This is a genomic window from Bariatricus sp. SGI.161 (assembly GCF_050313695.1).
Lineage (GTDB): Bacteria > Bacillota > Clostridia > Lachnospirales > Lachnospiraceae > JAFBIX01.
The window spans coordinates 23,151-33,095 of record NZ_JBNPLX010000033.1 but is presented as its reverse complement, the minus strand read 5'-3'; the positions used below and the strand labels follow the sequence as shown (position 1 = coordinate 33,095).

The 9,945-nt window shown below is 47.4% G+C and carries 10 protein-coding genes; all 10 read left to right on the top strand.

Going from position 1 to position 9,945, the window contains the following annotated elements:
* The first annotated feature begins 23 nt into the window (after positions 1-23).
* The 10 genes from ACQRBH_RS14950 to ACQRBH_RS14905 all read left to right on the top strand — a co-directional run bounded on the left by ACQRBH_RS14950 (position 24) and on the right by ACQRBH_RS14905 (position 9,945).
* Positions 24-452, top strand: coding sequence for an MATE family efflux transporter (locus ACQRBH_RS14950; RefSeq protein ID WP_427762301.1), 429 nt, complete (start codon positions 24-26; stop codon positions 450-452).
* A 21-nt stretch (positions 453-473) separates the two neighbouring features.
* A complete protein-coding gene (locus ACQRBH_RS14945) occupies positions 474-1,361 on the top strand; it encodes an MATE family efflux transporter (protein ID WP_427762299.1) in 888 nt (295 codons plus the stop codon).
* Between the two features lie 373 nt (positions 1,362-1,734).
* Positions 1,735-2,496 (top strand): P-loop NTPase, encoded by a 762-nt coding sequence (locus tag ACQRBH_RS14940; protein ID WP_235233049.1) that lies wholly within the window; start codon positions 1,735-1,737, stop codon positions 2,494-2,496.
* Positions 2,493-3,785 (top strand): nitrogenase component 1, encoded by a 1,293-nt coding sequence (locus ACQRBH_RS14935; RefSeq protein ID WP_427762298.1) that lies wholly within the window; start codon positions 2,493-2,495, stop codon positions 3,783-3,785. Before ACQRBH_RS14940 ends, ACQRBH_RS14935 begins: the two co-directional genes overlap by 4 nt.
* 3 nt (positions 3,786-3,788) lie before the next feature.
* A complete protein-coding gene (locus ACQRBH_RS14930) occupies positions 3,789-4,832 on the top strand; it encodes a nitrogenase component 1 (RefSeq protein ID WP_427762296.1) in 1,044 nt (347 codons plus the stop codon).
* Positions 4,833-4,846: 14 nt separating this feature from the next.
* Positions 4,847-7,198 carry a carbamoyltransferase HypF gene (gene hypF / locus ACQRBH_RS14925; RefSeq protein WP_427762294.1) on the top strand — a complete coding sequence of 784 codons (2,352 nt, stop codon included), beginning with the start codon at positions 4,847-4,849 and terminating at the stop codon, positions 7,196-7,198.
* A gap of 26 nt (positions 7,199-7,224) precedes the next feature.
* On the top strand, positions 7,225-7,434 hold the full coding sequence (locus tag ACQRBH_RS14920) for a HypC/HybG/HupF family hydrogenase formation chaperone (RefSeq protein ID WP_235233028.1): 210 nt from the start codon (positions 7,225-7,227) through the stop codon (positions 7,432-7,434).
* The gene (gene hypD, locus ACQRBH_RS14915) at positions 7,434-8,480 is read left to right on the top strand and encodes a hydrogenase formation protein HypD (protein ID WP_427762293.1); all 1,047 of its coding nucleotides are present in this window, start codon (positions 7,434-7,436) and stop codon (positions 8,478-8,480) included. The genes ACQRBH_RS14920 and hypD overlap by 1 nt, the downstream gene beginning before the upstream one ends.
* A 117-nt stretch (positions 8,481-8,597) precedes the next feature.
* Positions 8,598-9,617 carry a hydrogenase expression/formation protein HypE gene (gene hypE / locus ACQRBH_RS14910; protein ID WP_427762292.1) on the top strand — a complete coding sequence of 340 codons (1,020 nt, stop codon included), beginning with the start codon at positions 8,598-8,600 and terminating at the stop codon, positions 9,615-9,617.
* Between the two features lie 55 nt (positions 9,618-9,672).
* Complete coding sequence (locus ACQRBH_RS14905; protein WP_235233025.1) at positions 9,673-9,945, top strand: TM1266 family iron-only hydrogenase system putative regulator; 273 nt, start codon at positions 9,673-9,675, stop codon at positions 9,943-9,945.

Below are 9,945 nucleotides of genomic sequence, written 5' to 3'. Positions count from 1 at the left end.
ATATTTTAAAGTGGAGGATAAGTATGGAAACGAAGAACAAAATGGGAACTATGGCAATGCCAAAACTAATCATCAACATGTCGCTGCCTCTAATGATCTCTCTTCTGGTGCAGTCATTATATAATATTGTTGATAGTGTCTTTGTGGCAAGAATCGGAGAAGATGCGCTGACGGCAACATCGCTTGCCTTCCCGGTTCAGCTTCTTATGATAGCAGTGGCGGTAGGAACCAGTGTGGGAATCAATGCGTTACTGTCTAAGAGTATTGGGGCAAAGGATTACGAGGTGACGGAAAATATTGCTGCGACAGGTGTCATTTTGGCCGGAGCCGGCACACTGGCATTTGTGATATTAGGAATCTTTTGCTCGGGATGGTTTGTTTCGTTATTTACAGATGAGAAGAGGATTGGAGCATTCTGTGAAGAGTACCTGTCCATCTGCATGATCTTCTGAGCAGGTACGTTCGTCGGAACGATGTTCCAGAGGTTCCTGCAGTCAATCGGGGATACATTTGACAGCATGGTGACATTAATCGCAGGTGCGCTTACCAATCTGATTCTGGATCCAATCTTCAGCTTCGGTCTGGCCGGCCTTCCTGCATATGGAATCAAAGGAGCCGCTATGGCGACCGTGATCGGACAATGGGTAGCAGCAATTCTGGCTATCATACTGAATAAAACGAGAAATCCATATGTAAATATAAGATTCCGCGGATATCGTCCGAAAAAATCCGTACTAAAGCAGATTTATAAAGTAGGACTGCCTACCATTATCACACAGGCAATCGGAAGTGACATGGTAACAACGGTCAATGCAATCCTGATGCCGTTTTCCTCAACAGCAGTGGCATTTTTCGGGGTATATTATAAGCTGCAAAACTTCCTCTTCATGCCAATGAACGGTCTGGGGCAGGCAGCAATTCCCATCGTTGGATATAATTATGGTGCAAAAAATAAAGAAAGAGTACACAGCCTTTTTCGGACAATTATTCCTATGGCAGCCGGAATTGCATTGCTTGCAACGATTATTTTCCTGGTATTTCCAGAGCCATTACTGAATCTCTTTTCAGCCAGTGAGACAATGCTGCAGATGGGAATTCCAGCCCTGCGGATCATATCGGTTACATTCGCATTCGCTTCCACCACAATGGTATTGGGATATTCCGTATCCGGTATGGGAAATGGAATGGTCAATATGCTTGGAACAGCCCTGCGGCAGTTCGTAGTTCTGGTGCCAGTGCTGTATATCCTGGTGAAATACGCAGGAATATCTTATGGGTGGTATGCATTCTGGGTATCCGAAGTGATTGCGGTGGTTTATGCAATATGGGCAGCCAGAAAAGAACTTCGCGAAAAAGCTTAAATGGGGACGTAGTAAAATGCAAAAATACCCCGGGGTATTTTTGCATTTTACTACGTCCCCATTTTAACGCTTTGTGACATTTATAACGTTCATTGACGCATTTGGATAGATAAGATATAATAAAATCAGCCATCGCAGACGGAGAGAATCTTTTCAATCTGAATGCAGATAAGATGAAAAATTACAGACTCTGACGGCAAGGAATATCCGAGCGGGAATAGTGGTATATATGGGAAAACATGTGAATAGGAATCTTTTGTTTTATAGTGGATTTTTATTGATGTCGGATAATATGTATAGCTCTTTTACCGCAGCGGTAGAGGAGCTTTTTCTTTGTTGGTGGGAAAAGAAGATACAATTGTGGGAGGTTATTATGCTGAAAGTTGCAATCTACGGAAAGGGTGGTATCGGGAAGTCTACCGTCACATCGAATCTGGCGGCTGCCTTTGCGATGCTGGGCAAGAAGGTGATACAGATCGGGTGTGATCCGAAAGCGGATTCTACGATTAATCTGTTAGGCGGAGAACCCTTAAGACCGGTGATGAATTATATGAGAGAAGAGGATGAAGAACCGGAGAAGCTGGAAGACATCTCCAAGGAAGGATTTGGTGGTGTGCTCTGTATTGAGACGGGAGGCCCTACACCAGGGCTTGGCTGTGCCGGGAGAGGAATTATTGCTACGTTCCAGCTTCTGGAAGATATGAAGTTGTTCGAGAATTACGAACCGGACGTGGTTTTGTATGATGTGCTGGGGGATGTTGTCTGTGGCGGATTCGCAGCACCAATCCGGGAAGGCTATGCTGAGAAGGTCCTGATTGTAACTTCCGGTGAGAAGATGGCATTGTATGCGGCAGATAATATCTCTCGTGCGGTGAAGAACTTTGAAGACCGAAGTTATGCCAGAGTGTTTGGAATTGTGCTGAATCACCGGAATGTTGAAAATGAGACGGAAAAGGTTCAGGCATTTTCTGAGAAGAGTCATATTCCAATCGTTGGCGAGATCCCAAGAAGTGATGAGATCATTCGCTATGAGGATCAGGGAAAGACAGTGATTGAAGGGGAACCGGAATCACCGATCAGCCAGCGCTTTTTTGAACTGGCGAAATTATTGTTGGAAAATGAGGAGGAAGTATGAGACAGGAAGCTTACTACTGTACTGCGGAAGAATTGGTGAAGCTTGGTAAAGATGCCATTCCGCCGCAGCTGATATCAAATACACATCTGATCTACAGTTCGCCGGCAACATTGGCATTCAACTCTCCGGGGGCAGAAGGGTTCGGGGTAAAGCGTGCAGGGCTTGCGGTACCAGGATCTATTATGCTGATCGTGGCACCCGGATGTTGCGGAAGGAATACTTCTATGATCAGTTCGATGAGGGAATATCATGACAGATTCTTCTATCTGTTGATGGATGAGACGGATATCGTGACTGGCCGTCACCTGAAGAAGATTCCGAAAGCGGTAAAAGAAATCTGTGAAGGCAGGGAAGAGAAGCCGTCGGTGGTTATGATCTGTATTACCTGTGTGGATGCACTTTTGGGAACGGATATGGAACGAATCTGCCGGCGCGCGACGGAAGAAGCAGGATTGCCGGTGCGGCCATGTTATATGTACGCGTTGACCCGTGAGGGAAGAAAACCGCCGATGGTTCATGTGCGCCAGTCTATTTATTCGCTTCTGGAACCCAAGAAGAAAAAGGGAAATGTGGTCAATCTCCTTGGATTCTTCTCTCCCCTTGTGGATGACTGTGAATTGTATGATCTTCTAAAAGATGCAGGAGTAAAGACGGTACATGAAATTTCCCGTTGTCAGGATTATGATGAATATCTGACCATGGCAGAGGCGAACTTCAATCTGGTACTGCATCCGGAAGCGAGATTTGCGGCAGAAGATTTTCATGACCGGCTAAAGATTCCATTTATTGAACTTACAAGACTCTATCAGATTGATAAGATTGCCAGTCAGTACCGCGCGTTTGGTGCAGCTCTGGGAGTACAGTTTTCTGATGTAGAGGCAAGAGAGAAGGCCGAGAGAGCTGTGGATAAGTTTCGGCAGGCATGTCCGGATACTTCATTTGCAGTAGGAGAGTGTATGAATGGAGATGCGTTTGAACTTTCACTGGCACTGGTGCGTTATGGATTCCAGGTAAAGGAAATCTATGGAACATTGACGGCGGAGAATTTCGTATATTTAAAGCAGCTTGCTGCTGTTAGCCCTGAGACAAAAGTGTTCTCGAATCTGGAACCAACCATGCTATATTATGATGCTAATGGATCGAAAGTGAACCTGACCATCGGAAAGGATGCCGGATATTATCATCCGGGATGTCCGAATGTAGTCTGGAACCAAGACCGGCAGCCTTATGGTTATGCTGGTGTCAGAAGACTCTTTGAGGCATTGCTTGCGGTAAAGGAGGAGGCTTAGATTATGAAAGGATTAAGAAAATATCTGACTCCATTTGCACCGGATCAGTCTGGTGCAGTGTCAGTGCTATATGAACTGGGCGGAATCATTGTGATCTGTGATGCCGGAGGATGTACCGGGAATGTCTGCGGATTTGATGAACCTCGATGGTTTTCCAGAAAAAGTGCGGTGTTCAGTGCAGGACTTCGGGATATGGATGCAATCTTAGGAAGAGATGACCGGCTGGTAGAGAAACTTACCGATGCGGCTTCCAAACTGGAGGTTTCCTTTGCGGCTGTAATCGGGACTCCGGTTCCGGCAGTTATTGGAACGGATTATCGTGCGTTGGAACGTATGAGTGAGAAGAGGATTGATTTGCCGATTCTGACGGTAGATACCGATGGAATGGAACTATATGACGCAGGGGAGGAAAAGGCTTATCTTGCGTTGTTCCAGAAGTTTGCCAAAGAAAAACTACCGATGGAACAGGGAAGGATTGGGGTTCTGGGAGCAACGCCACAGGATCTCAGTGACCTGGATGCTGCAGATAAGATTAGAGAAGCTCTTAAAAATCAGGAAGATGCTTCGGCTATCTGTTATGGAATGGGTGATGGTCTGGATGAGGTGAAGAAAGCTTCTGCGGCACAGAAGAATCTGGTTCTCTCACCGGCAGCACTGGAGGCAGCAAAGTACCTGGAAAAGGAATTCGGCACTCCTTATGAAGTGGGATATCCTGTGGCAGGAGAACTGGTGCCGGATATGGATTATGCCGGAAAGAGGGTTTTGGTAGTGCATCAGCAGGTAATTGCCAATGCGATCCGGGATGAGATTCGAAGCAGAACCGCAGATAACGCAGAGGTTGTATCTGCAAGCTGGTTTGCCATGAAGAGAGAATTAAAGGAAAATGGCGATGTTTCACTGAAAGAAGAAGAGGATTATATAGAGCTGGTGGAAATGGGTTCCTGGGATGTAATCTTTGCAGATGAGTGTATGAAAAAAATGACACCGGGATTTCAGGGAATGTTTGTGGATGTTCCGCATTTTGCGGTTTCCGGCAGACTAATGTAAGGATGGTAGAGCGGATGAAGGAGACGATGACCAGAAGGATAAGAGTATATGGAATTGTGCAGGGGGTAGGATTTCGCCCCACGGTGAGCCGCCATGCGATGAAAAATGGTATCAGCGGCAGTGTCTGCAATAAAGGACCGTATGTGGAGATATTTGCTCAGGGAACCGAAGCACAGATAGAGGGATTTCTGGATGATCTTCAGAATCATCCGCCGAGACGGGCTGTAATCCTGAAGATGAATGTCGAGCCGGAAGAACAGCCGGTCACATTCGAGTCGTTTGAGATTATTGAAAGTGAGAAGACCAAAGGTGAGATCTTCGTGTCACCGGATATTGCCATCTGTGAGGAATGTCAGGAGGAAATGTTTGATCCCGGCAACAGGCGGTATCTGCATCCATTTATCAATTGTACCTGTTGCGGGCCAAGACTTACCATTTTGGATGCACTTCCTTATGACCGGGAGCGTACCAGTATGAAGGAATTTCCCATGTGTCCGGAGTGTGCGAAGGAATACCATGATCCGGAGACCCGGCGGTATGATGCACAGCCGGTCTGCTGTAATGAGTGTGGGCCGGAAGTATATCTGATCGGCCGGACAGAACGTGGCCGTGATGCGATTACATATACCCGGAAGACAATTGCGGCAGGTGGAATTGTGGCAATCAAGGGAATCGGAGGATTCCATCTGTGCTGTGATGCGACAAATGAATCAGCAGTCCACAGACTTCGGGAACTGAAGCGACGCCCGGCAAAGCCATTTGCAGTGATGGCACGGGATATGGAAGTTGTGCGGAGAGAATGCGAAGTGACAAAGATACAGGAGCAGGTACTTACTGGGCATCAGAAGCCGATTCTTCTGCTTGAAAGAAAAGAGAATGCCAGGATGGCACCATCGGTGGCGCCGGACAATCCAAAGATTGGCGTTATGCTTCCGTATGCACCGGTTCAACTGCTGATCTTTCAATATGATGACGGAATCCAGATGCCGGATTGTCTGGTCATGACCAGCGGCAATACCTCAGGAGCGCCTATCTGCAGAGATGATGAAGAAGCATCTGCAGAGTTGGCCTATCTGTGTGATTGTATGCTATCCCATGATCGTAAGATACGGATCCGGGCAGATGATTCTGTGATGGATTATTACAAAGGAGAACCCTACATGATCCGCCGTTCCAGAGGCTATGCACCACTTCCGTTTATGGTGTCGAACCCGTGGAAGGGGCAGGTGCTGGCGGTAGGAGGCGAACTGAAGAATACCTTCTGCATCGGAGTGGATGGACGATTCTATCCGTCGCCTTATGTGGGAGATCTGGAAGACTTAAGAACAGTCAAGGCATTGAAGGAAACGATTACCAGATTGGAGACGCTTCTGGAAGTGGAACCATCGGTCGTGGTCTGTGATCTTCATCCCAGATATAATTCTACAGCAATCGCTGAAGAACTGGGGCTTCCGGTAATGAAGGTACAACATCATTATGCGCACATTCTCTCCTGTATGGCGGAAAATGACTGCGCAGAGCCTGTCATCGGGGTATCCTTTGATGGAACCGGATATGGAACAGACGGCACTGTGTGGGGCGGAGAGATTCTGGCGGCAGATTATGATGGATTTACCAGACTGGGAAGCATTGAGCCATTCTTGCAGATTGGCGGAGATATTTCCGCAAAAGAGGGATGGAGAATTGCCGTTTCCTTAATCTATGGCTATACGGGTGCAAGAGAAGAAGCACAGCAGATTGCCCAGAGACTGGGATTGTGCAGTGAAGCAGAGGCAAAGGTCTTACTTACCATGGCGGAGCGGAGGATCAATGCGATTACTTCCACCAGTGCAGGACGGCTCTTTGACGGAGTGAGTGCAATTCTTGGGATTCGTCGCAGTTCCACATTCGAAGGAGAAGCTTCGACTACACTGGAATTTGCAGCGGAAGCTTATGAGAAGCAGGCAGGTTCTGAAGAAGCATGGAAGAGATTCATTGACGAAGAAGAGATTCTTCCATTCAAGGAGAATCAGGCTGACAGAATGATTCTCAACACAGGGGAACTGGTACAGAAGATTGTGCATGCACGGCTAGGTGGAGAGGATACTGAATGGCTTGCCTATCGGTTCCATGCAGAACTGGCCAGACAGATCGTGGCTGCCTGCATCCAGATCCGTGAGGAGAATGGAAGAAGAAAAGTAGCATTAAGCGGCGGGGTGTTCCAGAATCAATTGCTTCTTCGATTGACAGATGAATATCTGAAGAGAGAAGGCTTTGAAGTGTTAAAGCACAGCATGATTCCACCCAATGACGGGGGAATTGCCTTGGGGCAGGCTGCTTATGCGATGCATAAGATCAATGGAAATCAAGACGATTATCATAGATAACAGATAGAAGATGGAGGAGAAGGAATATGTGTGTTGGATTATCTGCAAAGGTAGTAAAGATCGGTGACGGAGTTGCAATTGTAGACGCTGACGGTGCTAAGAGAGAAGTATCTGCTCAGTTGATCGAAGACCTGGAGCCCGGTGAATATGTTATGGTTCATGCCGGAGTTGCAATTGCAAGAATTACCGATGAGGATGAGAGCGAGACCGATCAGTTGATGGAGGAATTACTGTAATGGGGGAAGAGAAGAAGAAAACAGCAAAAGAGATAATTGAGACCTATGACGGACCACCGCTTCGAATTATGGAAGTCTGTGGAACCCATACCCATGAAAATTTCCGGCTGGGTATTCGTAAGCTTTTGCCGGAACAGGTGGAACTGATCTCGGGACCGGGATGTCCGGTATGTGTCACACCGGTTGGATTTATTGATGAGGCCGTCTATCTGGCGTTAGAGCGAGGCGTTACCATCTGTACATTCGGGGATCTGGTCCGGGTTCCGGGAACCGAGATGAGTCTGGCAGGAGCAAGAGCCAAAGGAGCGAAGATTCATATCGTCTATTCCCCGGCGGATGCAGAGAAATATGCAGTGGAACACCCGGAAGAACAGGTGATATTCCTGTCAGTCGGATTTGAGACGACTACGCCGGCTGGATGTTTGTCTGTGAAGCAGGCAAAGAAAGACGGAATCCAGAATTACTCACTGCTCGTAGCGAATAAGACCATGCCGGGGGCCTATGCGGCTTTAAAGGGAAGTGCGGATGTCTTCTTATATCCTGGTCATGTCAATGCGATTACGGGAACCGAGTTATGCGAATCGCTGGTTCGGGAAGGAGTCAGCGGTGTGGTTGCAGGATTTACGGCGAAAGAGCTTCTGACTGCATTGGCAGTATCTCTGGTCAAGTATCAGGAAGGAAAACCATTCTTTGTGAACTGCTATCCAAGGGTTGTGACCAGAGAAGGAAGCCGAGAGGCACAGGCATTGGTCGCTGAACTTATGGAATCCTGTGATTCAGAATGGCGTGGACTGGGAGTAATCCCGGATTCTGGCCTTCAGTTAAAAGAAGAGTGGCAGGATTATGATGCACGAAAGAAATATCAGATGCCTAAGATAGAAGGAAAACCGAATCCGGCCTGTCGCTGCGGAGATGTACTGCAGGGAAAATGCAAGCCATCCGACTGCAAAGTATTTGCCAAAGGCTGTACCCCGCAACACCCCATCGGAGCCTGCATGGTATCCAACGAAGGAGCATGCTCCGCATTCTACATGTATGGGATCTGATGACCTATGTACCTGTAACAAGAGGAAGCAAGTGCAAACAAATTTGCAACAGGCTGCCGCATGGTGAATCTCAATGAAATAGAACGGACAAAAGTAGAGAGGAAGTAAAGAATCAAGATGGATAAATCAATCAACAATCAAACAGTAACCATGGCTCATGGAGCTGGAGGAAAGCAGACTTCTGAGCTGATCGATCAGGTCTTCAAGGCACATTTTGCAAACCCGGATCTTACGGCTGATGATGCAGCAGTGCTTGTGCCGCCTGCAGGAAAGATGGCGGTATCAACGGATGGTTTTATCGTATCACCGGCATTTTTCCCGGGAGGAAATATCGGCAAGCTGTCCATCTGTGGAACAGTCAATGATCTGGCATGTATGGGGGCAAAACCATTATATCTGACCTGTGCCTTTGTCATTGAAGAAGGATTTCCGATGGAGAAGCTGGAAGAGATTGCCGCTGCGATGGAAAAGACGGCCAAAGAAGCAGGCGTCAGGATCGTATCCGGCGATACGAAGGTAGCCGGAAAAGGGCAGGTGGATGGTATCTTTATTACCACAACCGGTGTGGGACAGATTGAAGAAGGCGTCTGCACATCCGGAGATCTGGCGAAACCGGGAGATGCGATCATTGTGACCGGAGATGTGGGAAGACATGGATGTACCATTCTGCTGGCAAGGGAAGATTTTGGAATTGAAGCGGATGTAACCAGTGACTGTGCTCCTTTGTGGGGAACGGTCAAGTCCGTGATGGACGCAACCCATGATATTCATGTAATCCGTGATGCGACTCGCGGCGGAGTAGGAACGGTTCTCTATGAGATTGCCGGACAGAGTAATGTGGGGATTCGCCTGGATGCTTCCAAAGTTCCGGTTGCACCGGAAGTCAAGGGTGTATGTGGAATGTTAGGTCTGGAACCATTGTATCTGGCGTGTGAAGGACGCTTGGTCATCATGGCACCAAAGGAAGCAGCACCGAAGATTGTAGAAGCATTAAAGGAATGTCCATATTCACAGAATGCTGCCATTATCGGGGAAGTGACAGAAGAACAGCCGGGACGTGTTGTCATGACAACGGAGATTGGAACACAGGCACTTCTTCCGCAGCCGGGCGGAGAGCTTCTGCCACGTATCTGTTAGAAGAATCCGTTGAAAAGAAGCAAGATGTATTAGAGATGTGCAGAAGGGGACGAATATGGATACAAGAGTTGCAGTGATTTCTATCATTGTAGAAAATGAAAATGTAATAGAAGAGTTGAATCATCTGCTTCATGCAGAAGGGAAATATATCATTGGAAGAATGGGAATTCCTTACCGTGAGAAAGGAATCAACATTATCAGTATCGCAATTGATGCACCCCAGGATATCATCAGTGCATTGTCCGGGAAGATCGGACGGCTTCGTGGGGTGACTGCGAAGACTGCATATTCCAATGTGATTACAAAGGATGGAAAATCGGAGGAATGA